Origin of the sequence: Streptococcus sp. 20925_1_77 (genome assembly GCF_041432125.1) — a bacterium.
Classification (GTDB): Bacteria; Bacillota; Bacilli; order Lactobacillales; family Streptococcaceae; genus Streptococcus.
Window position 1 is genome coordinate 75083 of the sequence record NZ_JAPVZB010000005.1, and the last position, 26290, is coordinate 101372.

The following is a 26290-nucleotide window of genomic DNA, read 5'->3' on the forward strand; positions in this document are numbered from 1 at the left end:
CTTCAGGGAAAACCCACCTGCTTTTTTTATTCTTCACCTGCATAGTCACGAGGAATCCGATCACTCAAGAGACAGACTACTTCATAATTAATGGTACCACGGTAGTCCGCAATCTCTGTTGCCGTAATTTCTTTCTCGCCGTCTCGGCCAATCAGGGTAACCTTGGTTCCCAGAGGTAATTCTTCTGGAAGGCGAACAGTAATCTGGTCCATCGAAACTCGCCCAACAATGGGACAATACTCACCCTTAATTAGCACATGGAAATTTTGCATCTCTCGGATCCAACCATCCGCATAGCCAATGGGAATCGTTCCAATCCATTGGGCATCTTCCGTCGTATAGGTTGCCCCGTAGCCAATATCTTGTCCGGCTTCTAACTGTTTGATATGAACCAATTCGCTCACCAAACTCAAGGCTGGCTTGATTTCATAAGGCAAGGCTAGCACCGAACCACTTGGATTCAAGCCATACATGACATCTCCCAGACGAACAGCTGTGAAAATCGTATCTGCATGCCACAAAGAGGTGGCTGAATTACTCGCATGAACAATCGGAGGAAGGATTTCAAGAGCAGCCAATACTTCTTTGAAAAAATGATATTGCGCTTGAAATTTTCGATCATCTGCTTCATCTGCCGTCGCAAAATGAGTAAAGATTCCCTCAATTTCAGCACCAGCTACTAAGAGAAGGCGTTCAGCCTCTTTGATCTCTTCGATAGTTCGGAATCCAATCCGCCCCATTCCAGAATCCACCTTGATATGGATCTTCAATCCTGAAAGATCTGCTTCTTCTCCAAGCAATTGATCCAACCAAGCAAGACTAGCCACCGTTAAGCGGATGTCATGCTCTTTGGCCAGACTCACTGTTTCGCTTGGTACCACTCCCAAAATCAAAATAGGGTGTTGCAAGCCTACCTCACGGATTTCGAGGGCTTCATCCATATTGGAAACACAAAAACCATCTACCTGAGACGCCAATTTCTTCGTCACTGCAACAACCCCATGACCATAGGCGTTAGCCTTGACGACTGCATATTTCAAAGCTTGACTCGGAATATGTTCACTGAGTTGTTGCACATTAAAGGCAATGGCATCCAAATCGACTCTTGCAACAGTTGGTCTATGTTTACTTGCTTTCATTTTCTTCCTCCAAAATGACACTGGTCGAGACTAAGTCTCCCTTGTGACTGATCGAAATCCATACCTTCCCAGAAAAAGGAGACTTGGAAAAATAAGGAGCTCCGTGGGCATCATTTAAAATTTCTAAATCTTGAAAGCCAACCGGTCCAATCCCTGTTCCCATTGCCTTTGAAAAGGCTTCTTTAGCAGACCATCGACCCGTTAAATATTCCATTTTCCGCTTTCCGGACAATTCCTCAAAGCGCGCCCGCTCAGCCTCAGTTAAAACTTTTTCTACAAATCGTGCATTCTTTTGATAGGCTTTTTCAATCGCAGTGATCGATTCAATATCGATCCCATGTCCTTTGATCATCTTGTTTTATCCTTATTTGTTGTCTCAATATCTCTTTACTGACAAAAGAGAAGGGGCCAAAGAATCACTCCTTCCGCCCCTGCCTTTTATTTATTCATCGTTGCAATTTCTTTGACCAAGGCCTGTGTTTTTTCCCAACCCAGGCAAGGGTCTGTGATCGATTGACCATAAACCACCGGTTCATTTTGACGGCCATCTTCTAAGTAAGACTCAATCATGAAACCACGAACTAAGGATGCTAAATCTTTATTCCAAGCACGGTTCATCATGGTTTCTCTCACGATGCGTACTTGCTCTTTAAATTGCTTTCCAGAATTATCATGGTTGGTATCCACCAGGATGAAGGGATGTTGCAAACCCATTTCGCTATAGCGTTTTGATGCCGCTAGCAAATCTTCATAATGGTAATTTGGAATATTCTTACCACTTGCATCCAAGCCTCCGCGAAGGATCGCATGGGCCAAAGGATTTCCTGATGTTTCCACTGTTTGGGCATTGAATAAGAAATTTTGGGGATGTTGGGCCGCATAAATCGCATTAAACATGACAGAAAGATTTCCTGATGTTGGATTCTTCATGCCTGTTGGAGCAGAGATTCCACTTGATACAAAGCGGTGCTCCTGGTCTTCGACTGAGCGCGCTCCAATCGCGTGGTAGGAGATCAAATCTTCGACATAAGGAAGACTGCCTGGATAAAGCAATTCGTCCGCAGTCGTTAAACCAGTTTCTGTAATCACACGATAGTGAAGATGCCGAACAGCTTTTAAGCCATCGACAAAGCTTGGTGCGGCCTGTGTATCTGGTTGGTGCATCAAGCCTTTGTAGCCATCCCCATTGGTCCGAGGCTTAGCCGTATAGACCCGCATCACAATAAAAATCTGATCTTTCACTTGCTCTTGCAGGTCTGCCAAGCGACGGGCATACTCCATCACCGCTTCTTCATTATCAGAAGAACAAGGCCCAATCACAAGAAGGATCCGTTGGTCTTCTCCTTTGATAATCGCCTCTAACTCTCGATCACGCGCTTCTTTACGCTCCAAGGCTGAACCTTCCAAGCGGTACAGCGAAGTGATCTCTTGCTCATCAATCTTATTGCTCTTCCTAACGAATACCATACGGCCCCCTTCTACTACCTAGCCCCTTCCTCTCTATGTTTAAGAGAAGATCTTAACCTTTACGTCCGTGACAGTTTTTAAATTTCTTACCTGAACCACAAGGGCACAAATCATTGCGTTTCACTTGTGACAAATCAATTTCCGCTGGAATATCTTGTTGTTGTGCTGCAATATTGCGAGTAGCAGTTGTTGAAATGCTGTGTTCTGTACGTGGACGTTCTTGTTCGTGAATTTGGGCTTTCATCATGAGACGAGTGACATCAAATTCAATTGATCCAATCATATCGTTAAACATACGGAAACTTTCTGATTGGTATTCCACCACTGGGTTATTTTGCGCATACCCACGAAGTCCAACTGCATTTCGCAATTGATCCAAAGCATCGATGTGGTCTGTCCACTTGCTGTCCACCACTCGAAGGATCAATACCTTTTGGAACTCTTGCACAGACTCTTCGTCACGCAATTTTGCTACTTGACTGGCATAGATTTCTTCTGCCCGTCCATACAAGTAGTCGATGACTTCCTTGTCTGATTTTCCTTCAATATCACTTTCAGAAATCGTATCTTCCGGAACCAAATTGTATTTGGCAAAGTTCAGAATCGCTTCAATGCGTTCTTCCTTGCTTGAGTGGCTAGCTCCTTCGACAATCCGTTTGATGGTCCGTTTAATCATAGCCATGATTTCAGGAGCCAAGTCGCGGTTAGCTGTGATCACATCATAGCGTTCTGCATAGATGATCTCCCGTTGTTCCCGCATCACGTCGTCGTATTGAAGGACTTGCTTACGAGTATCGTAGTTGTTTCCTTCAACCCGTTTTTGTGCTCCCTCTACTTGGCGGGTAAACATGTTTGAACGAATAACCGATTCTTCTTCACTCAACTTGAAGCGGTCGAGCACTGCTTTGATCCGTTCTGAACCAAAACGACGCATCAACTCATCTTCAAGAGACAAGTAGAATTGAGATTCACCTGGATCCCCTTGACGTCCGGAACGTCCACGAAGCTGGTTATCGATCCGACGACTTTCGTGACGTTCGGTCCCGATGACACAAAGGCCACCGAGTTCGCGAACCCCTTCACCGAGCTTGATATCGGTACCACGTCCAGCCATGTTGGTCGCGATGGTAACGGCACCACGTTGACCAGCATTCATAATGATTTGCGCTTCTTTGTAGTGGTTTTTCGCATTCAAGACTTCGTGAGGAACACCTGCTTGCACCAACAATTGAGAAAGGTAATCACTGGTTTCAACGGCAACAGTACCAACAAGGACTGGTTGTCCTTTTTCATGACGAGACTTGACATCTTCCACAACAGCCTTGAATTTTGATTTCAAGCTTGGGTAGAGAAGGTCTGGATGGTCAATACGGGCAATCGGACGGTTAGTTGGAATTGGAATCACGCGAATGTTATAAATTTCACGGAATTCTTCTTCTTCGGTTTTCCCTGTCCCTGTCATCCCTGACAACTTCTTGTACATACGGAAGAGGTTTTGGTAAGTAATCGACGCAGATGTTTTGGTTTCTTCTTGAACTGGAACACCTTCTTTAGCTTCGATCGCTTGGTGAAGCCCATCAGAATAACGACGACCTTCCATGGTCCGACCAGTAAATTGGTCGACGATCAAGATTTCTTGATCTTCGCTGACCACATAGTCGATATCCAAAATCATGATGTAGTTGGCACGAAGGGCGTTGTCGATAAAGTGGGTCAAGGCTACGTTTTCAATATCGTACAAGTTTTCGAGATTAAAGTAGCTTTCTGCCTTATCAATCCCTGAATCGGACAAACCGATGGTTTTAGATGGGACATCGATAATGTAATCGTCCTCTGTTAAGGTCTTCACATAAGCATCCGCCATGTGATAGAGCTGGCTCGTATCAGAAGCTGTCTGACCAGAAACGATCAACGGAGTACGAGCTTCGTCAATCAAGATCGAGTCTACCTCATCGACCAAGGCGTAGTTCAATGGACGTTGAACCATGTTTTCTGCACGAACAACCATGTTGTCACGCAGGTAGTCAAACCCGATCTCTGAGTTGGTTGAGTAAGTGATATCACAGAGGTAAGCTTCTTTTTTCTCAGCTGGAGATTTTGCTGCCAGGTTGATCCCTACTGAAAGGCCAAGCCATGAGTAAAGTTCTCCCATCTCTGTCGCATCCCGCTCTGTCAGGTATTCATTGACGGTAACAACGTGTACCCCTTTACCAGACAAGGCATTCAAGTATACAGGCATGGTCGCTGTCAACGTCTTCCCTTCCCCTGTACGCATCTCTGGAACGTCACCATGGTGAAGGACGATCCCCCCCATGACCTGAACCTTATATGGGAACAAACCAAGGACCCGTTTTGCCCCTTCACGAACAACTGCAAAAGCCTCGTACAAGAGATCATCCAAAGACTCACCATCTTGGTAGCGTTGCTTAAACTCAACTGTTTTCGCTTTTAATTCGTCATCCGTCAAAGCTGCCATTTGGTTTTCATAAGAAAAGACCTTGTCAGCCATTTTTTCAAGGCGTTTGATTTCGCCTCGATCATTTTCAATAATTGTTTTTACTAAATTTGCCATTTTTTTCCTTACTTTGATTTTTTCAAAATCTAAAATGTTCTTTTTATTCTAGCATTTTTTTAACATTTTTTCAAGATCAAGGCTGTATCTTACAAGACTTTCGAGTGGTTTTTTTCGTGTGAGAAAATCCAAAAAGATGCCTGCTCAAGCAGACATCTTTTCTATATGCGATAGTTATTCAGACAAATGGTAAGAATAGCTTGCCACAACCACTTCTTCATGCCAACGAAGTGCGTACTTCAATTTCAAACTCATTTGGTTATGGAGAATATTTTGCCAATGTTTTTTAGGGATGAATTGAGGGACTAATACTGTGACGGTATTGCCTTTTTCCTTAGCTTCCTCAGCTACTTTGGAGACAAATTCAACTGTTGGTTGAATAATATCCCGGTAGCTCGTCATGACATTTTCAAAGCGAATATGAGGGAAATAGTGCTTAAATTCTTCTGCCACCTCTGCATCTTTAACCTTGGTTTCTTCTGTTGAGACGTGCATGGCTATGACGTCATTTCCGAGGCTATTGGCATAACTCATCGCTCCCACACTTACCTGAGTGACATTTCCGACAAGGACGATCACGGTATTGCCCGCATAACTTGTCTTTTCGATCTTACCACCTAAACGTAATTGAGCCGCAACTTTATCATAGTGATTACGGATACTCAAGAACATCCAAAGCAAAAGACCGATAATAGGGAAGAAGGGCCAGATCTCACGCAGACGGAACAGCAAGAGGATCAAGACAATCCCATAACAGATGGCTGCCCCGAGGATATTGGCAAGTGAATACTTGAGAAATCCTTTTTGATATTGGCGTTTCCAGTGGATAACCATCCCTGTTTGAGAAAGGGCAAAAGGAATGAAGACCCCAATGGTATAAAGCGGAATCAAGCTTTCTGTTTGCCCATCAAAGATCAAGAGCAAGACGATGGCACCAATCGCCAAGGTCAAAATCCCATTGGAATAGCCCAGACGATCCCCTTTTTCCATATACATGTGTGGCATGTATTTGTTTTTAGCCATGTTAAAGGCCAACATTGGAAAGGCTGAGAACCCAGTATTCGCCGCAACTGCCAGGATCAAGGCTGTTGATAATTGGAAAACGTAGAAGAAGGCTTGTCCGACCGGAGAATTTCCTAAGATAGCTTGGGCCATTTGAGCTAGAGTTGTTACCCCTTTTGCTGGTACAACACCCACCCAGTAATTGAGGAAGGTAATCCCTGCAAACATGATCCCTAAAATCAAAGCCATGATGGTCAAGGTAGAGGCTGCATTCTTTGCTTTTGGTTTCTTAAAGAAAGGAACCGAATTGGAGATAGCTTCAACCCCTGTTAGGGAAGCTGATCCACTCGTAAAGGCCCGCAACAAGAGAATGACACTAACCCCTGAAATGGTTTGACCCACATGAGCAGTCGCGTTATAGGCCAATTGACCAGTCAAAATTTGGATCACACCATAGCCGATCAAGGCAATGGTACTGACAATGAAAAGGTAGACCGGAATCATCAACGATGTCGCCGATTCGCGCAATCCCCTCAGGTTCATCAGCATCAAGACCAAGACCAACAAAATGGAAATGTGAAGATTATAAGGATGAAGAGAAGGGATCGCCGACGTGATAGCATCTGCACCGGAAGAAACAGATACTGCTACTGTCAGCATGTAGTCGACCAAGAGACTGCCACCAGCGATCAACCCCGCTTTCGGAGACAAATTCTCCGTAGTCACCATGTAGGCCCCTCCCCCTTGAGGATAGGCATGAATGACCTGGCGATAAGAAATCGTTAAACTGGCTAAGAGAACTAGAACCACAATCCCAATTGGAATGGACCACCAAATGGCTCCTGCTGATACGGTCATCAAGACCAGGATTACTTGCTCTGGACCATAGGCAATAGAAGAAAGTGCGTCACTAGAGAGCATGGCCAAGGCCTGCATTTTCCCTAACAGCCCTCCTTCACCTTCTGCACCAGATTTCAACGGACGGCCAATAAACCATTTTTTCAATGTTGAAAACATAAAAAACTCCTTGAAAAAAAGATCATGAGGCCGGGAATCCCCTGCCTCTTTTTCATAAAACAGGGGTTATTCTACTCCTTTTTTTCAAGACTGTCAACCGAAATTGTGAAATTTTCATAAAGTTTTCATTATGTTCATCCATTCAAGCTCTTTTAGATCGGCCTGCTTCTTTTCAAATTGATCCAAGCAAAAAACGAGGCTGGGACAAAAATCCTAGCCTCTCAATTATTTTTGGATTGTCGAGCAAGACGCAGTGGTTGAGTGGGCTCTACTGCGCTGATTTCATCAGCTTTTACAGCCCTACTCAACTGTGCGGAGGTGGGACGACGAAATCGAATTCTAACGAATTACCGATTTCTGTCCCACTCTCACTTTTTTATTTTGCTTGATTTTCGACATAAAAGGCAATGACATCCGAAGTGTACTGGGCTGTGCCAACTCCAAACTTGTCGATGTTTTCCTTGAATTCTGGATTATAGACATAGCCTTTGCCGATATGGCCAAAAACCTCTATAGAGCAGTCAAATCCATACGTTCGAATCGCGTCTAAAAGTTTGGCTGCTTCTTCTTGATTTTCCGATGCTGTTACTGGCAAACCTGCTTGGAGGTTTTTCGCCAAGACTTTGAAGACTTGATTAAAGGCTCTTGTCGCCTCATCTTCACGCCCCTTTTGGCGCTCGAGAGCTTGGTCCATGACTTCTTGACCGTACTTCTCTACCGCCTCTTGCTGGTATTTTTGAGTATCTTGGTAGCTAAATCCAGTAAATTTTTCCTCAATGGTCATTTTTCTTTCTCCTTTTTGTTCTTGAATGGTTTTTTGCAAGGTAGAAATCAAGGTATCCAGACGTTGTCTTTCTTGAGTCAAATAGTTCAACTGTTTGGTTAAATGGGGTAATAAGTTAGATTTTTCTTCGGCTAAGAGTTCTGCTATTTGGTCTAAGGAAAATCCTAGATACTTGTAGTAGAGAATCACCTGTAATCGTTCTAAATCTTCTTGACTGTATGTCCGATAGCCATTTTCAGATTTGACAGGGACGAGAAGTCCTATCTTGTCATAGTGGTGCAAGGTCTTGACAGAGACACCTGACAGATCTGCAGCTTCTTTGATATGATACATGATTTCCTCCTTACAAGGATAGTATAACCCCTCCCCTTAGGTCAGAGTCAAGGCTTAACATAAAAATAGTTTTCAGATAAAAAAGGCTTGAGTTGTTTCACAACTTTTAACTCAAACCCTTTCTTTTTTATGGATGACTCACGATCAATTCTAAACCTTGCCCTTCCAAAGTCCAAGATTCAACATCGCTCGGTAGGATAAAGTGACTTCCTTTTTGAATAGGATAATCCTTCCCATCTACCGTCAATTTCCCTTCTCCGGCTAAGACGCTCAACAAGCTGTAATCAGCGGTCTTTTCAAAATCAGCTTTTCCAGTCAGTTCCCACTTATAAACAGTGAAGAAATCACTGGCAACCAAGGTGGTCATACGAAGATCATCGATCACAACTGTATCTGGATGGCTATTGGCAGGCTCTCCAATGTTCAAGACATCAATCGATTTTTCCAAGTGAAGTTCCCGCAAGTTTCCTTGAGCATCCTTACGGTCAAAATCATAAACCCGGTAGGTGGTATCACTCGACTGTTGGGTTTCAAGAATCAAAATTCCAGAACCAATGGCGTGCATGGTCCCGCTTGGCACATAGAAGAAATCTCCAGCCTTGACAGGAACCTTTGTCAGCAAGGCATCCCAGTTCTTGTCCTCAATTTGCTGGCGGAGTTCTTCTTTTGACTTGGCATTGTGCCCATAGATAATCTCTGATCCTTCATCAGCCGCAATCACATACCAACACTCGGTTTTTCCAAGTTCTCCTTCATGCTCCATCGCATAGGTATCATCTGGGTGCACCTGTACACTAAGCCAATCGTTGGCATCCAAAATCTTTGTTAATAAAGGAAAGACAGGCTCTTTACGATTACCGAATAATTCCCGGTGTTCTTGATAGAGCTGGTCCAATCCCATTCCTTCGTATGGACCATTGGCCACTTTAGAAACGCCATGCGGATGGGCCGAAATCGCCCAAAATTCCCCGACATGGTCGCTCGGAATTTCGTAACCAAATTCTTCTTTCAGACGAGTTCCTCCCCAAATTTTTTCCTGCATGACTGAATGTAAAAATAATGGTTGTCCCATAATATCCTCCTCGCATTTCATGTTTCTATTATACAAAAAAAAGAAAGTTTTTGAAAGCCCTTTCCATTATTTTCCTCTCTCGCCAGAAACTTCATTTTTGTGTATAATGAAAGGGATGACACTAAAAGAAAACATTATCCAACTGGCGCATTCTATTGGGATATCAAAAATTGGCTTTACAACTGCTGATGACTTCGCTTATTTGGAAAAATCGCTCAGCTTGGCCGTTGAGGAAGGACGGAATTCTGGATTCGAGCATAAGAATATTGAAGAGCGCATCCACCCCAAATTAAGTCTCTCCTCTGCCAAGACCATCATCTCAATCGCTGTCGCCTACCCCCACAAACTCAAGCAACAACCTCAAAAAACAGCCTATAAAAGAGGAAAATTTACGCCCAACAGTTGGGGATTAGACTACCATTATGTTCTTCAAGACAAGCTCAACCGCTTAGCTGCTGGGATTGAAGAAATGACGCAGGATTTTGAATATAAGGGCATGGTCGATACTGGAGCACTGGTTGATACGGCTGTCGCCCAACGAGCAGGGATTGGCTTTATCGGAAAAAATGGCTTGGTCATTTCAAAAGAATACGGTTCTTACATGTTTCTGGGCGAATTGATTACCAACCTCGAAATCGAACCGGATCAGCCAGTCGACTATGGTTGTGGAGACTGTCGGCGTTGTTTAGATGCTTGCCCAACCTCCTGTTTAATCGGGGATGGCTCTATGAATGCCAAACGCTGTTTGTCCTTCCAAACCCAAGACAAGGGCATGATGGACCTAGAATTTCGCAAGAAAATTAAAACGGTCATCTATGGATGTGATATTTGTCAGATTAGTTGCCCTTATAACAAAGGGCTAGATAATCCCTTAGCAACGGAAATCGATCCTGATCTGGCTCATCCAGAGTTGATTCCTTTTATCGAGCTGTCCAACGGACAATTTAAGGAAAAATTCGGACATGTTGCTGGAAGTTGGCGAGGCAAGAACATCCTCCAGCGCAATGCCATCATTGCACTAGCCAATGCCAATGACCGTTCGGCCATCCCTAAACTTCTGAACATCATCGAAACTTCACAAAATCAGATCCATATTGCAACGGCTATCTGGTCTTTAGGACAACTGCTACGTGAAGTCACTCCAGACCTTGTTGAGCTCTTACGGAATATCAAACATCCGACTAATGCTATCATAGAAGAACGAACTGCTTTCTTTGAAAAATTCGGCATTCAAGCAGTTTCACAACTACAATGAAAAAACACTAAGGTTACAACCTTAGTGTTTTTTTAGTTCCTTCAAGAAATACCAGCTCCCCATTTCTACATGGTTAAAGCTAATCTCGTTAGAGTAGACTTCCTTGTAGCCATTTTTCGTGTAAAAATAGACATTTCCTTTGGTATTGGTATAAAAGGCTAGTTTTTTTCCTTGGTTCTCTTCCAAGAAAGGCTCAATTCCTTCTGTCATAAAGCGACTGCCATAGCCCTGCCGTTGGTGTTTAGGGGCGACTGCGAGAAGCATCAAATACCAATCAAAGTCTACATTTTGCTCCAATTCCTTATCCGTGTCCTCCATAAATTTAAAGTAGGCCAACATATTCTTCAAGGAAATAAACTTGAGCAAGCCAAATCCCCCATTTAAGAGATAGGCCCGAAAAGGGATCGGTCCCTTTTGCAACAAGGCAACTGCATAAATTTCATCATTTTTTTCTGCCACAAGGCAAATATGGTGCTTAAGAAAAACCTTTACCAGGATGCGCATCATTGCCTCAACAAAGGCTGGGTATTGCTTGGGATCACGCACCAAATCCTTGATAACTTTTAAAAATAGATAGTCCTCAAAGGCTGCACTGGCTACTCGAACCACCTGATCCAGATCTGCTTTTTCTGCTTTTCTGTACTTCATCTTCTCTCCTATTCTAAGTCTACTTTCCAGTATACACTATCCCTCGCTCTTAGACAAAGGTCAATTTTCAGCAATTTGTTCATTCAAACCAGCAAAAAGAGTCCTCCCCAGACGAGTCCCAATCCCCAAGCGACGAGAACGTCCTTGGGATAATGAACCCCTCCAAGAACTCGGACAAGGGCTAATAGAAGAGATAGGAGCATCGAGCACATTCCAAACGGAAGCGACAACTGACAGACACACATAGAAATAATGGTCGCCGAAAATACATGTCGGCTAGGAAAGGAATGTCCGGATGAATTCTTTTCTAATAATGGTTGAAGCTCCCACTTCTCATAAGGTCTCGGAACATTGACCCAATGACGAAAGATGCTAAACAAGACAAAGCCCGAAGCAGGAATCCAGAAAAAAGGCCAGATTCCTCCAAGCGAAGTTTTCTTTAAAAACAGCCAACAAAAAACCATTCCGTAGACGCCTGGCATCACAAGCGTCAAGATTCGATTCATCCGTTTAAGGACCTGTATCCGACTTGGTTTTTTCGTAAAAGGCAAGGTTAGCCAACGATAAAATTTTGGATAATCGTGAAGGTTACGCTTCATGTTGGCACTCCTGTCTTTCATCTCATTTTTGTACTACTAGTATACGCGATCCTAAGAAAACCTGTCAAGCAAGGCTTCTTTTTTATTGTTTCTTTCTTCTTTTTCTATACAACCGCTATTCCTTTTTTTGCTTTTATCAATTTTATGTCTCCAAGAATCGACTTTTCTATCACTTTTTCCTAGTAAAAAATGGAGTCGAATCGACTCCATCCTTCATCTTTAGATAATAATACCTTCTAGATGATCCATTTCGTGCTGACAGATCTGGGCTGGAAAACCTGACAAATGAATCGTTTTTGCTTTCCAATTCACATCTCGATAGGCCACTGTCATCTCCTCATAACGAGTTGTTGGCCGACTCCCCACTAAAGATAAACATCCTTCCTCTGTTTGATAAGGCTTTTTCTTTTCAAGGAGAACAGGATTAAACATGACCAGATTTTCATTGCCCATTCGAATGATAATCGCCCGCTTTTTCACTCCGATCATATTGGCCGCCAAACCCACACACTCAAGGAGATGAGCATTTAAGGTATCCTGCAAATCAAAAGCCAAGGGGCGATCCTCAAGTGTCGCTTCTTCTGACTTTTGACCCAAGAATAAGACATCCTTCACAATATTCTTTTTCATTCCTTCCCTCTCTTCTTTATAGATAAACGAAAGAAACCGAGACAAATCTGTCTCGGTCTCGCTCTTGTTTCTAACCTCTAAGAGACAATTGCTACTTATTTTTTAAGCTTCTCGCTCACTTCTTTTGCAAGAACAAAGTTCCCCAAGGTCGCTGAACCATTGCCAGCAACTGCAGGTGTCACAATATAATCTCTCACATCTGGTACAGGGAGGTAACCGTTCAATAAAGCTGTAAATTTCGTCCGCACACGATCCAGCATATGTTGTTGAGCCATGACTCCTCCTCCAAAGACAATGATGTCTGGCCGGAAGGTAACTGTCGCATTCACTGCAGCTTGTGCGATGTAGTAGGCTTGAATATCCCATACATTGCTGTTGAGTTCAATGTTTTCCCCACGAATACCTGTACGAGCTTCGAGACTTGGACCAGCCGCAAAGCCTTCCAAACAGCCATTGTGGAAAGGACAAACACCCTTGAATTCTTTTTCTACATCCATTGGGTGTTGGGCAACATAGTAGTGTCCCATTTCTGGGTGTCCAGCACCCCCGATAAACTCACCACGTTGGATAACACCAGCACCGATCCCTGTTCCGATGGTATAGTAAACCAAGTTTTCGATGTGGGCACCCGCATTATTACGTGCCACCACTTCTCCATAGGCAGAGCTATTCACATCTGTCGTGAAATAGATGGGTACATTTAAAGCACGACGAATCGCTCCAACAATATCTACATTGGCCCAATTTGGTTTTGGAGTCGTTGTGATGAAACCATAAGTGTTTGAATTTGGATCGATATCAATTGGTCCAAATGATCCAATCGCAAGCCCAACTAGATCCTCAAATTTTGAGAAAAATTCAATACACTTATCAATCGTCTCAATTGGCTTGGTTGTTAGAAATTGTACTTTTTCCACAACATTATAGTTTTCATCACCAACTGCACAAACAAATTTTGTACCGCCAGCTTCCAAACTTCCATATAATTTTGTCATGTTGGCTCCTTTTTTATTATGAAAAATATCCTGTATTTATTATAGCATATTTTGTAGTCAATCTTTTTCTCTTCTCTAAAGAAAAAACACACTTTTTTTGAGAAATAAAATTCAAGGACTGGAGATGATAGACCAGTCCTTGAGAACTTATTTTTCGATTAAGCTTTGACTTCGATGATCGCATCACCCTTCGCAACAGATCCAGTTGCAACAGGTGTGACAGAAGCAAAGTCAGCTGTGTTAGTGACGATCACCATAGTTGTGTCTTCAAGACCAGCTGCGGCAATTTTCGCTGCATCAAATGTACCAAGGACTTCACCAGCTTTGACTTTATCGCCTTGAGCTACTTTTTGGTCAAATCCTTCACCATTCATTGATACTGTATCAATCCCAACGTGGATCAAGATTTCAGCACCATTAGCTGTTTTCAAACCGTAAGCATGTCCAGTCGCAAAAGCAATAGTTACTTCCGCATCTGCTGGTGCATAGACAACGCCTTCAGTTGGTTTGATAGCAATCCCTTGTCCCATCGCTCCACTTGAGAAGACAGGATCATTCACATCAGCAAGCGCTACAGCACTACCAACGATAGGAGTTACAATCTCTTCATCTGCCAAAGTCGCTTCAACCTCTTCAGAAGCAGCTGCTACTTCTTTTGCTTCTGTTTTTTCAGAAGCTTCCGCTACAGCTACATTTCCTTCTGCTGCAAATACTGCTGCTGCTTTTGTTTTACCGTAGAAGTAAGTCAAGGCAAAGGCTACCGCAAAGGCAATCACTTCACACAAGAGATAGAATGGGATTGACGTTGCATTGATTGAAAGGAAACCAAGGAAACCTGCTGATCCGAGAGAAACAGCAACGACTTGGAGAAGACCCGCAAAGAGGGCACCAACTGCTGAACCGATAAGGGCACAGAAGAATGGGAATTTGTATTTCAAGTTTACCCCGAAGAGGGCTGGTTCGGTGATCCCAAGAAGGGCTGATACACCTGCAGAAGATGCAAGACCTTTGGTTTTTTCGCTCTTCGTCAAGAACAAGATGGCAAAGGTTGCAGCACCTTGCGCTACGTTAGCCATTGATGCAACGACAAAGATGAAATCTCCATGACCCGCACCTTTTTGCCATGCTGAAAGCAATTGTGTTTCAATAGCTGGGAATGATTGGTGAAGCCCTGTCATAACGATCAATGAGTAAGTTCCACCAAAGACTGTCATACCGATAAAGCTTGTTGTGTTATATAACCATACAATAGCATCTGTGATTCCGTTTGATACCAAAAGCATCACTGGACCAACCACTGTAAAGGTAAGGAAACCAGTAATCATCACAGAAAGCAATGGAGTAAAGGTAAAGTCAACCGCAGATGGCAATTTCTTGTGGAAGAATTTTTCCAAATGTGCCAAGATCCAGATCGCTGCTAAGACAGGAATAACTTGGTAGGCGTAGTTTGTTTGTGCTACATTGTAACCAAAGATATCCCAGAATTTAGTAGCCCCACCAAGATCTGGTGTGGTCATGATCATACCGATCGCAGCACCCAAGAAGATGTTTGCTCCAAAGCGTTTTGCTGCAGAAATACCAACCAAAATTGGCAAGAACATAAATGGTGCAGCAGACATCAATTGGATCATTGCTGAAAGACCCTTGATAGCTGGGTACATTTCTTCCAATGATTTTGGTCCAAACAAACCTGCTGATGTCAAGAAGTTCCGAAGGGCCATCAAAAGACCACCTGCAACCAAGGCAGGAATAATTGGAACGAAGATATCAGACAAGAGTTTGATCAAGGCCATCAATGGGTTGAATTTCTTATCTTTTGCAGCGATTTGTTTCAAATCATCTGTTGAGACTTCTTTCAAACCAGTCGCTTTGATCAATTCTTCATAAACAAAGTTTACATCACCAGGTCCGATGATGACTTGGTATTGACCATCTGATTTGAAGGTTCCTTTGACATCTGCATTGTTATCAAGTGCAGCTTGATCAACTTTGCTATCGTCTTTCAATACCAAACGTAGACGTGTCGCACAGTGTGCTGCCGCAACAAGGTTATCTTTACCGACTGCTTCGATAACCTCTTTGGCTACTTTATTGTAATCCATAAAGTAAATCTCCTTATATTTTGTAATGTAAACGGTTCAACCGTCTCTACGTTTTCAATTGTACCACGTATTAAAAATATGTCAACCGTTTTGCAGGATTTTTTTGAAACTTTTTTAGACTTTTTGACACCTTTTGACAGCATGAAACTATTTTCATTCCAATATGTTTATATATTACGCCCTTATGCACTTTATACAGATCCGGCATTTTCATTTTCTTTCATTTTTTCATAAATTTTCACACCTCCCTATTTTAAATAGGGGGTAAATCAGATGTCAATCGTTTGACATTTTTTGCCATTTTTTTCATTTAATGCTTGCATTTTTAATGGGAAATCGTTACTATGGAAGTAAGAAAAAATTCGGAGGACTAAAATGGAATGGACAACTGAACGTCGTTACCGACGTTACGAAGACTGGACAACAGAGGAAAAGCAAGCGATCCAAGAAAACATGGCGAAATCTCCTTGGCATACACACTACCATGTAGAGCCAAAGGCTGGTCTCTTAAATGATCCTAACGGTTTTTCCTACTTTGATGGGAAATGGATCTTGTTTTACCAAAATTTTCCATTTGGAGCAGCTCATGGATTAAAATCATGGGTACAAACAGAAAGTGAAGACTTGGTTCATTTCAAAGAAACTGGTGTAACGCTTCTTCCAGACACAGATCTGGATAGCCATGGCGCTTATTCCGGATCAGCCATGCAGTTTGGTGACAAACTATTCTTATTCTACACTGGAAATGTTCGTGATGCAGAATGGGTTCGTCATCCTTACCAAGTCGGTGCTTTGATGGACAAAGACGGAAAGATTGAAAAAATTGACAAAATTTTGATTGATCAACCGGCTGATTCTACTGATCACTTCCGTGACCCACAGATTTTTAACTTTAAGGGGCAATACTACACTATCGTCGGTGGTCAAGACCTTGAGAAGAAAGGATTCATCCGTCTCTATAAGGCTGTAGATAACGACTATACCAACTGGGTTGCAGTCGGTGACTTGGATTTTGCAAACGATCGGACAGCTTATATGATGGAATGTCCCAACCTAGTCTTTGTTGGAGATCAACCCGTTCTCCTCTACTGTCCTCAAGGCTTAGATAAATCGGTCCTCGATTATGACAATATCTATCCAAATATGTACAAGATCGGGGCAAGCTTTGACCCAGAAAAGGCCGAAATGGTCGATGTATCCGAATTGCATAATCTCGACTATGGTTTTGAAGCCTATGCGACTCAAGGATTTAATGCACCCGATGGAAGTGCCTATGCTGTTAGCTGGCTAGGTCTTCCTGATGTTTCTTATCCAACAGATTCCTATGACTACCAAGGAGCTCTCTCACTGGTCAAAGAATTAACCATCAAAGATGGCAAGCTCTACCAATACCCAGTTGAAGCCGTTAAGGACTTGCGCGCTGAGAGTGAGGCATTTGCCAACAAGGCACAAACCAATAACTGCTATGAATTGGAATTGCAGTTTGAAAAGGATAGCCAGAACGAAATCGTCCTCTTTGCAGACGCAGAAGGAAAGGGCTTAGTTCTCACATTTGATCTGGCTAAAGGATTGGTCACAGTGGATCGTAGCCAGGTTGGTGAGCAATATGCCCAAGAATTCGGTACGAGCCGTAGCTGCCCAATCGCTAACCAAGCGACAACCGCTAATATTTTCATTGACAATTCGATTTTTGAAATCTTTATTAATAAAGGAGAAAAAGTATTTTCTGGTCGGGTCTACCCACATGCAGATCAAAATGGAATCTTGATCAAGTCTGGAACCCCTACTGGAACTTACTACGAACTTGATTATGGTCGCAAAGCTAACTGATGTCGCTAAACTCGCCGGTGTCAGCCCTACTACTGTCTCACGGGTTATCAATAAAAAAGGATACCTGTCTGAAAAAACAATCCAAAAAGTCCAAGAAGCCATGCGAGAATTGGGCTATAAACCTAACAATGTTGCTCGTAGCCTCCAAGGAAAATCAGCCAAGTTAGTCGGCTTGATCTTTCCCAACATCAGCAATGTTTTCTATGCTGAATTAATCGACAAACTAGAGCACCAACTCTTCAAACATGGCTATAAAACCATCATCTGCAATAGTGAGCACGACTCCGAGAAAGAGCGCGAATATATTGAGATGTTGGAGGCTAACCAGGTAGATGGCATCATTTCAGGAAGTCATAATTTGGGCATTGAAGATTACAACCGGGTAACTGCTCCTATCATTGCTTTTGACCGCAACCTCTCCCCAGAAATTCCGGTTGTCTCTTCAGACAACTACGCTGGTGGAGTGCTAGCAGCAGAAACCCTGGTCAAAAGTGGTGCTAAAAAGATCATCATGATCACAGGTAATGACAACTCCAACTCCCCAACTGGCTTGCGTCATGCGGGATTTGCATCAGTTCTACCTGAGTCCATGATCATCAATGTTTCCAGTGATTTCTCCCCTATTCGCAAAGAAATGGAAATCAAACAGATTTTAACCCAGCAAAAACCAGATGCTATTTTTGCATCCGATGATTTGACGGCGATCTTGATCATGAAAGTCGCTAGAGAATTAGATATTCAGATTCCTCAGGATTTGAAAGTGATTGGTTATGATGGAACCCAGTTCATCGAGACCTATACACCTGAACTGACAACCATCCAACAACCCCTCGAAGACATTGCTATCCTCATGGTGGATCTTTTACTCCAAAAGATAGAAGGAAAAAAAGTAGCAACTACCGGTTATTTCTTGCCCGTTAGTCTCCACTCTGGAAAAAGTGTCTAAAACAACCCCTACAGTTCTATTACTGTAGGGGTTGTTATTCGTCAAAAAAAGGCTGGGCAAAAACTGTCTAGCCTTTTATATTTAATAGAAATAACTGTATGACGCAGTGGTTGATTGGCATCTTTGTTCGCCTTTTAAGCTCCAAAGATGACCTAATCAACTGTGCGGGGGTGGGAAAACGAACTCTTTCAACTAGTTGGAGTTCTTTCCCACTCCCTTTTTACTTATTCTTCTGTCACAAATTGACTGAGGACACCGTTGACAAATCGTGAAGAGGTTTCATCTGAAAAGGCCTTGGCCAATTCCACCGCTTCATTGACTGCGACGATCTGTGGTGTATCAAACTCTGTTATTTCATAAATTCCCAGACGAAGGATGTTTTTCTCTACCAAGGTCAAGCGCTCAACAGTCCAGCCGGTTTTCAAATGTTGACCGATTTGTTGGTCCAGTTGATCTTTGGATTGGTAGACGCCCGTCACGAGATTCATGAGAAAGGCAGGAAGATCGACTTCTTTGTCTTCTGCTAGGTCCTTATCATGTAAATAAGCAAAGCGACAAGCTTCAACAATGTCTCCATCGTATTCCAAGGCCATCAAGGCTTGGAAGGCGCGCTCACGCAAATCTCGACGTGATTCTAATAAAATTTCATCAGTCATTGAGGAAGTCCTCATTAAACAAATCTTTCAAGTCTGGTTTTGGAGATTTTTCCGTTGCGATACCAACAACGTGAATGTTGACAGCATCCAAGGTTACATCTGCCATATCATAAACTGCAGACTTGACCGCTTTTTGAATGGCTACAGCGACAGATGGTACAGCCACTCCGTATTCTAAATAGAGATAGATGTCTACTGAAACTTGACCATCTTCTTCTGTATGAAGGTAGACGCCACGTCCAAGGGAGCGTTTGGATAAGCTATCTGAAACACTCTTGTTTTCAAGCGAATAGACACCCTCTACTTTTGCTGTCGCAATCGCAATAATTTTTTCTAATACACGTGGTGCAATAACGATGTCACCAAATTGTTCAGTTGCCATAGAAGTTCCTTTCTATTTGACACCCTGAGATGTCTCTTATGCACGAGAAACGTAAGTTCCTTCAGTAGTGTTAATGACCAATTTTTGTCCAGCTTCGATGAAATCAGGAACGTTTACGACCAAACCAGTTTCCATTGTAGCAGGTTTACCAGAACCAGTCACTGTAGCACCTTTGATAGATGGTTGAGTTTCTGCAACAGTTAATTCAACAGTTGTAGGAACTGTTACACCGATGACTTCGCTTCCGTAGAATTGAATTTTTACTTCTGAGTTTTCAAGGATGTAAAGCAATTCTTGTTCTACGTTCACAACTGGAATTTCATATTGGTCATATGTTTCCGTGTTCATGAAGTAGGCTGTATCATCCATTTTGTACAAGTATTGAGCTGGAACAGTTTCGATAATCGCTTGTTCAAATTTTTCTTCTGGACGGTAGCTAGTATCAAATGTTGAACCAGTACGGACATCACGCAATTTCATACGCATGATAGTGTTTCCTTTACCTGGTTTGTGGTGGCTAGCTTCCAAAACGCGGATCAATTTTCCGTCAGCTGTTTCAAAAGTCATACCAGCTTTCAATTTACTTGCTTCGATCATGTTTTATTACCTCTTTTTTAAAAATAGATTACTCTTTATTGTAACACACTATTTGATTTTTCTCAAACAGCAATTTTCTCTTTTTAGGAAGGCTAGAAGGTGGAGAGCGATTGCAGGAACGAGTCCTTAGAATCTCTATAACTCCAACTCCATCTTCACTATTCCTTATTGGTCCACAGGCACAATATTGCCATCAGCATCTTTGGTGACATGGACATATTTTCCATCTACTTCGATGTAGAAGGTATGAGGCTTGTCTTGCGCTGGAGAGGCTTGTTTTTGAAGGTCATTGCCAAGGGCTTGACCCAAGTTCATCCCCATAATCATGTTCATGCCATTGCCACCTTCATTTTTAGCAGCTGCCACCAAGGCCTCATTGCGAGCACGACGTTCTTCGATTTCAATGGTATTGTACTTCATCGCTGCCAATTCACTGTCCAGTTTATTGACCTTGGCCATACTGTCTGCATCGTAGCTCAAATCTTCGATGAGGACATTGGTTAATTCGATACCATATAATTCTGTCCAAGTTTTATTGACTTCGCGTTTTGCAACTTCATTGAAGACATCTTGGTCCGCATTGATATTGTAAATGTCTGCTTTATTTTCTGCTGTATATTTTGAAATGGCCACTGCAATTTTTGGTGCCAGATTTTGGCGCAAGGTTCCCTGAGCCACATCTTCCAAGGTAAACGGCTTATCTGCAGTGATTTGGCGACTGACTGCACTGATGTAAAAGAGTACAGGATCTGCTACTTTAACATCATAAAGACCATAAAAACGAATGCTAAGAAGTTGTTGGTAACGGTCGCTAAAATACTCGACTGGATTTTGAGTGCCAAATTTATTTCCTGTAAAAGGTTGCATCCGCACAAAAATAATTTCTTGTTGGGTGACCACTTGGCCTCCAAATGAGAAACGATTCTTGAACTGATCCCACGTTCCTTTCACACCACCCTTTTCAAACAACCAGGCATTTTCACCGGCTTGCCATTCGTGGCTCCCTGCTTCTAGAAGGTCTCCTAGAAACGTTCCATTATTGACCAAGAGAGCAACATAGCCTTGAGGAACAATGACAACAGATCCATCTGTCAATAGACCTGTATTTTGGTTGCTCTGGCGAGAGCGCCCATCTGGATCTTTGGTCAAGAGCTGTCCCTTAATGGCCAAAGCTGTTGCTGGAACAGCTTCTGGCAAGGTAATGGCTTCCTTAAATTTACTATCTTGAAAACTTGAAATGCCCGCTGAAAGGGCTGCTTTAATAAATCCCATACATTCTCCTATCTGTAGAATTCAATTTCATCCACAACTTCGTAGACATCCAAGACCCAATCTTTTGGATTGTGCTTCAAGGATGCTTGGCAATATTCACACTTGTCGATTGAATCAATCGTCAATGGCGCACCACAGTTCGGACAATGATCACTAACGACTTCTGAATTCTTAATGATCTCTGTCTGCGCTCCATGTTCACGGAGGAAGACCATGCGGTAAACGGTAAAGAGATCTTTGGTTGGATCCCCTTCGATCACACGACCCGTTTCATCATTTCGGATGTAATCTCTCATCGTCGATGACAGAATGACTTCGATGCGGTCATTGCCTTCTGGATTTTCGATAAAGTCTTTGATCTTGGAATCTTCCACACGCACGCGCTCTAGAACATTGGTTGTTTTGGCACGAATATGTTCTTGTAACTGCGTCAAGTGCTGCTCATAAAGACTCGTACTTTCTAAATTCCGTACGGAATTCCAATCTTTTTCTGTCCAAGCAGACTGCAATTGAAGATAAACCAGCTTGACTTGCGACAAGAAGCGGTCTTCATCAAACATTGGATCCAGTTTACGGATGCGGCGAATCGCTTCATAGTTGTTTTCAATTGGTCGACCGGCCCGCTCTTCGGTTGTCCGTTTTGGACCACTATTTGAAGAGAATGATTCATCACTATCATTAGCCTCTTTTGCAATATTATAGATAAATCCAATCAATCCAACGATAGCAAAAACTGCCACTACACCACCAGAGTCTGTTCCAGAACTAGAACTGTAGCTACTGGATCCACCAGACCAGCTGCTGCCACCAGACCAACTACTTCCGCCATCGGACCAGCTACTGCCACTATCGGACCAACTGCTACCGCCACCTGAATCAATCAAGCTACTGCCACCACTATCTGTATTACCGACACCTGCATGGGCAGAAGGAACAAATACAAACAGCAGGACTACTAGAAGAATTCCAACAATTACACTTCGTTTTTTCATAGGCCTCTTTTCTTATCTTTGTTTGTTACACAGGGGTTAAGAAAATACTGTCTATTTTATAGGACAATCAATTCTTTAGGAGCAAGAGTCAAGACTTCACAGCCAGTTTCTGTGATCAAGAGGTCATCTTCGATCCGCACACCAGAGAGGCCTTCGATATAAATACCTGGCTCATCTGTTAAGACCATCCCTGCTTGAATCGCTTCTTTAGACGTTTGGCTGAAATATGGTTCTTCGTGGATATCTAGCCCAATTCCATGACCGATTCCATGAGTAAAGTATTGACCATAGCCGGCTCTTTCGATCACATCACGTGGGATTTTATCAAAATCACGGAAGCCAAGTCCATCTTTAGCAGCAGCAATCAAGGCTTGATTGGCTTTCAAAACCGTTTCGTAAATTTCTCTTTCCTTGTCGCTGACATGACCCGCATAGATAGTCCGTGTCATATCGCTGACATAGTGGTCATACAAGCAACCAAAATCAAGGGTCAAGGCATCTCCTGCTGAAATCACTCGATCACTTGGAGTCGCGTGAGGCATCGCAGAACGTTCACCAGCTGCTGAAATAATATCGAAAGATACACCAGAAGATCCCAACTCCCGCATTCTAAAATCGAGGAAAGTCGCTGCTTCCAACTCTGTCGTTTTCCCTACCTTAATATAGTCTAAAATATCATGGAAGGCTTGGTCAGAGATGCTACAAGCTTTTTTAATGGCCGCAATCTCAGTTTCATCCTTAATCAAGCGCAATTCCATGACAAAGTTCGCTAGGGATTGAAGGCTGATGCCACTGAAAACAGAAGCCATACGGGCATGGTAGGCTACCGTCACTTCGTCCTCAAAACCAAGTTCTTTGATTCCAAGATCCTTAACGATCTCTGCAGCTGTAGTCAACTCATCGCGAGTTTCCACAATCTCTACAAAGGGGAAACAAGTCGCATGAGCATGGATGGTGTAGCGCGAATCCGTAAAGAGGACCACGCGTTCTTCTGTCACCAAAGCAGTCCCGTTTGAACCCCAGAAATTGGTCAAATAATAAACATTTTTCAAATTGTTAATCAATACCGCTTTGAGGTTTTGGGCTTTCATTTTGTTTCTTAAGTTGCTGATCCGTTGATTCATTGTAATTTTCCTTTCAAATATTGTCCTGTGTAGCTAGCAGGATTTGTTGCTACTTCTTCTGGTGTTCCGGTCGCAATAATAGTTCCGCCACCGACACCGCCTTCGGGTCCTAAATCGATGATATGATCTGCTGTCTTAATGACATCCAAATTGTGCTCAATCACAAGGACCGTATTGCCATCATCCACAAATCGCTCTAAGACTTTGATCAAGCGAGAAATGTCTTCGGTATGGAGTCCGGTCGTTGGTTCATCCAAGATATAGAAGGATTTCCCTGTAGAGCGCTTGTGCAATTCAGAAGCCAACTTCATCCGCTGCGCTTCCCCACCTGAAAGGGTGGTCGCTGGTTGCCCCAGCGTTACATAGCCCAAGCCCACATCTTGGATGGTCTTGAGTTTGCGTTCAATTTTTGGAATGTGCTTGAAGAATTCAACTGCCTTGTTGACCGTCATATCCAGCACTTCTGCAATATTTTTTTCCTTGTAGTGGACTTCAAGGGTCTCACTATTGTAACGACGTCCATGGCAGACCTCACAAGGAACGAAGACATCTGGCAAGAAGTGCATTTCAATCTTGATGATCCCATCTCCTGAGCAGGCTTCACAACGCCCGCCCTTGACATTGAAACTAAAGCGGCCTTTTTTATAGCCCCGAATTTTGGCTTCATTGGTCTGAGCAAAGAGATCACGAATGTCATCGAAGACGCCTGTATAGGTCGCTGGATTGGAACGAGGAGTCCGGCCAATCGGGCTTTGATCAATGTCGATCAAGCGATCGATATGCTCAATCCCCTGAATCGTCTTGTATTTCCCTGGTTTTTCCGAATTGCGGTTGAGCTTTTGAGCGATGGCTTTTTTCAAGATGCCATTAATCAAGGTCGATTTCCCAGAACCGGAAACTCCAGTGACTGCGATAAATTTGCCCAGAGGAAAGCGCGCTGCGATGTCTTGTAAGTTATTCTCACTGGCTCCTGTTATTTCAATATAGCGACCATTCCCCGAACGACGCTCTGTCGGAACCGGAATCTTGCGCTTGCCGGACAAATACTGGCCAGTGATGGATTTGCTGCTGCGTGCTACCTGCTTTGGAGTTCCTGCTGCAACGATCTCTCCCCCAAAGACACCGGCACCTGGGCCGACGTCGATCAGGTAGTCTGCCTCTCTCATGGTATCTTCATCATGTTCGACGACGATCAAGGTGTTGCCTAAATCGCGCATCTTCTTGAGACTGGCGATCAGGCGGTCATTGTCCCTTTGGTGGAGGCCGATAGACGGCTCATCCAAAATATAAAGGACACCAGAGAGGTTGGAACCGATCTGGGTTGCCAAACGAATGCGCTGGCTTTCTCCACCTGATAAGGTCCCAGCCGATCGTGACAGGGTCAAGTAATTGAGACCCACATTGTTTAAGAAGGTCAATCGATCCTTAATCTCTTTTAAGATCGGTCTTGCAATCGTGGCTTCATTGTCTGTTAAGACCAACTGATCCACGGCTTTTAAGTGGTCCGCAATCGATAGATCTGACACTTCCCCGATATGCATCCCCTTTTCTCCTCCGACACGAACAGAAAGAGCTTGGTCATTGAGACGGTAGCCATGGCAGGTCGCACAGGTCAATTCGTTCATATAAGAGCGCATTTGGTTGCGGGTGAAATCACTATTGGTCTCACGGAAACGACGGTGAATATTGTTTACGACCCCTTCAAAAGGAATCTCAATATCTCGAACCCCACCAAACTCATTTTCATAGTGGAAGTGGAATTCCTTGCCATTTGAACCATAGAGGACCAAGTCCTTTTCTTCTTGAGAAAGATTGGAAAAAGGCTGGTCCATATCAACGCCAAAGTGGATCATGGCCTGTTCTAACATCTGTGGATAGTAGTTGGAGGAGATCGGATTCCAAGGAGCAAGTGCTCCTTCGCGAAGGGTTAAGCGATCATCTGGCACCACCAAATCCAAGTCCACCTCTAGCTTAATACCCAGCCCATCACAGTCTGGACAAGATCCGAAAGGTGCATTGAAAGAAAAGAGGCGGGGCTCTAATTCAGGAACGGTAAAGCCACAGACTGGGCAAGCATAATGCTCAGAAAAGAGTAGCTCCTTGCCGTCCATGGTATCAATCACCACATAACCATCCGCAATCCGAAGAGCTGCTTCAATCGAATCAAAGAGCCGCGAGCGAATGCCCTCTTTGATCACGATTCGGTCCACAACCACTTCAATCGTGTGCTGCTTGCTTTTAGATAGTTCTGGAACCTCTGTCACATCATAGATCTCACCATCGACCCGCACCCGGACATAGCCGTCTTTTTGCACCTTTTCAATGATATTCTTGTGCTGGCCTTTTTTCTTGCGAATAATAGGAGCTAGAATTTGCAGGCGTTGGCGCTCTGGTAATTCTAAGACTTGATCGACAATTTGCTCAACCGAAGAAGCGGTAATCGCTCCATGCCCATTGATACAATAAGGCGTCCCTACACGCGCATAGAGCAAGCGCAGGTAGTCATTGATCTCTGTTGCCGTCCCCACTGTAGAACGGGGGTTTTTACTGGTCGTTTTTTGGTCGATGGAAATGGCTGGACTCAAGCCGTCAATGGAGTCCACATCTGGTTTTTCCATATTTCCCAAGAACTGACGGGCATAGGCCGATAAGCTCTCCACGTAGCGGCGCTGACCTTCTGCATAGAGGGTATCAAAGGCCAGACTGGACTTTCCAGAACCAGACAACCCCGTCACCACGACTAATTTGTCCCGTGGAATTTCCACGTCTATATTTTTTAAATTATGGGCGCGTGCCCCATGAATGACAATTTTATCTTGCATGTTCTTACTCTAATCACCTTTTTGTTAACCTCCATTATAACAAATTTTTTAGTA

At 43.4% G+C, this 26290-nt stretch carries 22 protein-coding genes; 3 read left to right on the plus strand and 19 right to left on the minus strand.

What is annotated here, in order from left to right:
• Nucleotides 1-26: 26 nt before the first annotated feature.
• From alr to manA, 7 genes are all read right to left on the minus strand, one after another.
• Nucleotides 27-1139, minus strand: coding sequence for an alanine racemase (gene alr, locus O3626_RS04470; protein ID WP_371495535.1), 1113 nt, complete (start codon nucleotides 1137-1139; stop codon nucleotides 27-29).
• Nucleotides 1126-1491: a holo-ACP synthase gene (gene acpS / locus O3626_RS04475; protein WP_371495537.1), complete on the minus strand. Its 366-nt coding sequence runs from the start codon at nucleotides 1489-1491 to the stop codon at nucleotides 1126-1128. Before acpS ends, alr begins: the two co-directional genes overlap by 14 nt.
• Nucleotides 1492-1577: 86 nt before the next feature.
• Nucleotides 1578-2606 carry a 3-deoxy-7-phosphoheptulonate synthase gene (locus tag O3626_RS04480; RefSeq protein ID WP_371495539.1) on the minus strand — a complete coding sequence of 343 codons (1029 nt, stop codon included), beginning with the start codon at nucleotides 2604-2606 and terminating at the stop codon, nucleotides 1578-1580.
• A gap of 52 nt (nucleotides 2607-2658) precedes the next feature.
• Nucleotides 2659-5178, minus strand: a complete 2520-nt coding sequence (gene secA / locus O3626_RS04485; RefSeq protein ID WP_371495541.1) for a preprotein translocase subunit SecA — start codon at nucleotides 5176-5178, stop codon at nucleotides 2659-2661.
• Between the two features lie 174 nt (nucleotides 5179-5352).
• The gene (locus O3626_RS04490) at nucleotides 5353-7197 is read right to left on the minus strand and encodes an APC family permease (protein ID WP_021153774.1); all 1845 of its coding nucleotides are present in this window, start codon (nucleotides 7195-7197) and stop codon (nucleotides 5353-5355) included.
• Between the two features lie 376 nt (nucleotides 7198-7573).
• Nucleotides 7574-8314: a MerR family transcriptional regulator gene (locus tag O3626_RS04495; protein ID WP_310744366.1), complete on the minus strand. Its 741-nt coding sequence runs from the start codon at nucleotides 8312-8314 to the stop codon at nucleotides 7574-7576.
• Between the two features lie 127 nt (nucleotides 8315-8441).
• Nucleotides 8442-9386 (minus strand): mannose-6-phosphate isomerase, class I, encoded by a 945-nt coding sequence (manA, locus tag O3626_RS04500; protein WP_003005297.1) that lies wholly within the window; start codon nucleotides 9384-9386, stop codon nucleotides 8442-8444.
• Between the two features lie 115 nt (nucleotides 9387-9501).
• Between manA and queG the strand changes: the two genes are divergently transcribed.
• Entirely contained in the window at nucleotides 9502-10641 is a 1140-nt protein-coding gene (gene queG / locus O3626_RS04505) for a tRNA epoxyqueuosine(34) reductase QueG (protein ID WP_371495544.1), read from the plus strand.
• 21 nt (nucleotides 10642-10662) lie between these two features.
• Here the strand turns inward: queG and O3626_RS04510 are convergent, their stop codons facing one another.
• The 5 genes from O3626_RS04510 to O3626_RS04530 form a co-directional block, all read right to left on the minus strand.
• On the minus strand, nucleotides 10663-11289 hold the full coding sequence (locus O3626_RS04510; protein WP_371495547.1) for a GNAT family N-acetyltransferase: 627 nt from the start codon (nucleotides 11287-11289) through the stop codon (nucleotides 10663-10665).
• An 83-nt stretch (nucleotides 11290-11372) separates the two neighbouring features.
• A complete protein-coding gene (locus O3626_RS04515) occupies nucleotides 11373-11888 on the minus strand; it encodes a phosphatase PAP2 family protein (RefSeq protein ID WP_371495549.1) in 516 nt (171 codons plus the stop codon).
• Between the two features lie 219 nt (nucleotides 11889-12107).
• Nucleotides 12108-12518, minus strand: a complete 411-nt coding sequence (locus O3626_RS04520) for a peptide deformylase (RefSeq protein ID WP_371475879.1) — start codon at nucleotides 12516-12518, stop codon at nucleotides 12108-12110.
• A gap of 95 nt (nucleotides 12519-12613) precedes the next feature.
• Nucleotides 12614-13513: a fructokinase ScrK gene (gene scrK, locus O3626_RS04525; RefSeq protein ID WP_371495551.1), complete on the minus strand. Its 900-nt coding sequence runs from the start codon at nucleotides 13511-13513 to the stop codon at nucleotides 12614-12616.
• 158 nt (nucleotides 13514-13671) lie between these two features.
• Nucleotides 13672-15615 carry a sucrose-specific PTS transporter subunit IIBC gene (locus O3626_RS04530; RefSeq protein ID WP_371495553.1) on the minus strand — a complete coding sequence of 648 codons (1944 nt, stop codon included), beginning with the start codon at nucleotides 15613-15615 and terminating at the stop codon, nucleotides 13672-13674.
• A gap of 375 nt (nucleotides 15616-15990) precedes the next feature.
• Here O3626_RS04530 and O3626_RS04535 point away from each other — a divergent pair, with 375 nt between their 5' ends.
• Both O3626_RS04535 and O3626_RS04540 read left to right on the plus strand, forming a co-directional pair.
• Complete coding sequence (locus O3626_RS04535) at nucleotides 15991-17445, plus strand: sucrose-6-phosphate hydrolase (protein ID WP_371495555.1); 1455 nt, start codon at nucleotides 15991-15993, stop codon at nucleotides 17443-17445.
• The gene (locus O3626_RS04540) at nucleotides 17426-18391 is read left to right on the plus strand and encodes a LacI family DNA-binding transcriptional regulator (protein WP_070665540.1); all 966 of its coding nucleotides are present in this window, start codon (nucleotides 17426-17428) and stop codon (nucleotides 18389-18391) included. The genes O3626_RS04535 and O3626_RS04540 overlap by 20 nt, the downstream gene beginning before the upstream one ends.
• 224 nt (nucleotides 18392-18615) lie before the next feature.
• Here O3626_RS04540 and nusB read toward each other — a convergent pair whose 3' ends face one another.
• The 7 genes from nusB to uvrA all read right to left on the minus strand — a co-directional run bounded on the left by nusB (nucleotide 18616) and on the right by uvrA (nucleotide 26236).
• The gene (nusB, locus tag O3626_RS04545) at nucleotides 18616-19047 is read right to left on the minus strand and encodes a transcription antitermination factor NusB (protein ID WP_003013313.1); all 432 of its coding nucleotides are present in this window, start codon (nucleotides 19045-19047) and stop codon (nucleotides 18616-18618) included.
• Nucleotides 19040-19429, minus strand: coding sequence for an Asp23/Gls24 family envelope stress response protein (locus O3626_RS04550; protein WP_003005404.1), 390 nt, complete (start codon nucleotides 19427-19429; stop codon nucleotides 19040-19042). Before O3626_RS04550 ends, nusB begins: the two co-directional genes overlap by 8 nt.
• A 36-nt stretch (nucleotides 19430-19465) precedes the next feature.
• Nucleotides 19466-20026, minus strand: coding sequence for an elongation factor P (efp, locus tag O3626_RS04555; protein ID WP_003005479.1), 561 nt, complete (start codon nucleotides 20024-20026; stop codon nucleotides 19466-19468).
• A 165-nt stretch (nucleotides 20027-20191) separates the two neighbouring features.
• The gene (locus O3626_RS04560; protein ID WP_003008607.1) at nucleotides 20192-21298 is read right to left on the minus strand and encodes an SPFH domain-containing protein; all 1107 of its coding nucleotides are present in this window, start codon (nucleotides 21296-21298) and stop codon (nucleotides 20192-20194) included.
• 8 nt (nucleotides 21299-21306) lie between these two features.
• A complete protein-coding gene (locus O3626_RS04565; protein WP_371495557.1) occupies nucleotides 21307-22290 on the minus strand; it encodes a TIM44-like domain-containing protein in 984 nt (327 codons plus the stop codon).
• A gap of 56 nt (nucleotides 22291-22346) precedes the next feature.
• On the minus strand, nucleotides 22347-23414 hold the full coding sequence (locus O3626_RS04570; protein ID WP_371495559.1) for a M24 family metallopeptidase: 1068 nt from the start codon (nucleotides 23412-23414) through the stop codon (nucleotides 22347-22349).
• Complete coding sequence (gene uvrA, locus O3626_RS04575; RefSeq protein ID WP_371495561.1) at nucleotides 23411-26236, minus strand: excinuclease ABC subunit UvrA; 2826 nt, start codon at nucleotides 26234-26236, stop codon at nucleotides 23411-23413. Before uvrA ends, O3626_RS04570 begins: the two co-directional genes overlap by 4 nt.
• Nucleotides 26237-26290 lie beyond the last annotated feature (54 nt).

Coding starts and splice junctions, on each gene's coding strand:
- alr (WP_371495535.1), bottom strand. CDS start 1,139: ATGAAAGCAAGTAAACATAGACCAACTGTTGCAAGAGTCGATTTGGAT.
- acpS (WP_371495537.1), bottom strand. CDS start 1,491: ATGATCAAAGGACATGGGATCGATATTGAATCGATCACTGCGATTGAA.
- O3626_RS04480 (WP_371495539.1), bottom strand. CDS start 2,606: ATGGTATTCGTTAGGAAGAGCAATAAGATTGATGAGCAAGAGATCACT.
- secA (WP_371495541.1), bottom strand. CDS start 5,178: ATGGCAAATTTAGTAAAAACAATTATTGAAAATGATCGAGGCGAAATC.
- O3626_RS04490 (WP_021153774.1), bottom strand. CDS start 7,197: ATGTTTTCAACATTGAAAAAATGGTTTATTGGCCGTCCGTTGAAATCT.
- O3626_RS04495 (WP_310744366.1), bottom strand. CDS start 8,314: ATGTATCATATCAAAGAAGCTGCAGATCTGTCAGGTGTCTCTGTCAAG.
- manA (WP_003005297.1), bottom strand. CDS start 9,386: ATGGGACAACCATTATTTTTACATTCAGTCATGCAGGAAAAAATTTGG.
- queG (WP_371495544.1), top strand. CDS start 9,502: ATGACACTAAAAGAAAACATTATCCAACTGGCGCATTCTATTGGGATA.
- O3626_RS04510 (WP_371495547.1), bottom strand. CDS start 11,289: ATGAAGTACAGAAAAGCAGAAAAAGCAGATCTGGATCAGGTGGTTCGA.
- O3626_RS04515 (WP_371495549.1), bottom strand. CDS start 11,888: ATGAAGCGTAACCTTCACGATTATCCAAAATTTTATCGTTGGCTAACC.
- O3626_RS04520 (WP_371475879.1), bottom strand. CDS start 12,518: ATGAAAAAGAATATTGTGAAGGATGTCTTATTCTTGGGTCAAAAGTCA.
- scrK (WP_371495551.1), bottom strand. CDS start 13,513: ATGACAAAATTATATGGAAGTTTGGAAGCTGGCGGTACAAAATTTGTT.
- O3626_RS04530 (WP_371495553.1), bottom strand. CDS start 15,615: ATGGATTACAATAAAGTAGCCAAAGAGGTTATCGAAGCAGTCGGTAAA.
- O3626_RS04535 (WP_371495555.1), top strand. CDS start 15,991: ATGGAATGGACAACTGAACGTCGTTACCGACGTTACGAAGACTGGACA.
- O3626_RS04540 (WP_070665540.1), top strand. CDS start 17,426: ATGGTCGCAAAGCTAACTGATGTCGCTAAACTCGCCGGTGTCAGCCCT.
- nusB (WP_003013313.1), bottom strand. CDS start 19,047: ATGACTGATGAAATTTTATTAGAATCACGTCGAGATTTGCGTGAGCGC.
- O3626_RS04550 (WP_003005404.1), bottom strand. CDS start 19,429: ATGGCAACTGAACAATTTGGTGACATCGTTATTGCACCACGTGTATTA.
- efp (WP_003005479.1), bottom strand. CDS start 20,026: ATGATCGAAGCAAGTAAATTGAAAGCTGGTATGACTTTTGAAACAGCT.
- O3626_RS04560 (WP_003008607.1), bottom strand. CDS start 21,298: ATGGGATTTATTAAAGCAGCCCTTTCAGCGGGCATTTCAAGTTTTCAA.
- O3626_RS04565 (WP_371495557.1), bottom strand. CDS start 22,290: ATGAAAAAACGAAGTGTAATTGTTGGAATTCTTCTAGTAGTCCTGCTG.
- O3626_RS04570 (WP_371495559.1), bottom strand. CDS start 23,414: ATGAATCAACGGATCAGCAACTTAAGAAACAAAATGAAAGCCCAAAAC.
- uvrA (WP_371495561.1), bottom strand. CDS start 26,236: ATGCAAGATAAAATTGTCATTCATGGGGCACGCGCCCATAATTTAAAA.